This window comes from Pseudoalteromonas sp. SR45-1 (genome assembly GCF_014163655.1).
Lineage (GTDB): Bacteria > Pseudomonadota > Gammaproteobacteria > Enterobacterales > Alteromonadaceae > Pseudoalteromonas > Pseudoalteromonas distincta.
In genome coordinates, this window is the sequence record NZ_JACJDR010000062.1 from 1 (window position 1) to 227 (window position 227).

General features: G+C 45.4%; 1 rRNA gene. It reads right to left on the reverse strand.

Features of this window, described 5'->3' with window-relative positions:
• Positions 1–2: 2 nt before the first annotated feature.
• A 23S ribosomal RNA gene (locus H5089_RS20520) occupies positions 3–227 on the reverse strand; the annotation flags it as partial.

The window sequence follows — 227 nt, forward strand, 5'->3', positions numbered from 1 at the left end:
GGGGTACGATTCCATATAATCTGAAGCTTAGAGGCTTTTCCTGGAAGTATGGCATCAACAACTTCATCACCGTAGTGACTCGTCTCGTGTCTCAGTCTTAACAGCAACCCGGATTTACCTAAGTCGCCAACCTACTCACTTTCACATGGACTACCAACGCCATGCTTGTTTAGCCTGCTCCGTCCCCCCATCGCAATTATATCGAGTACAGAAATATTAATCTGTTT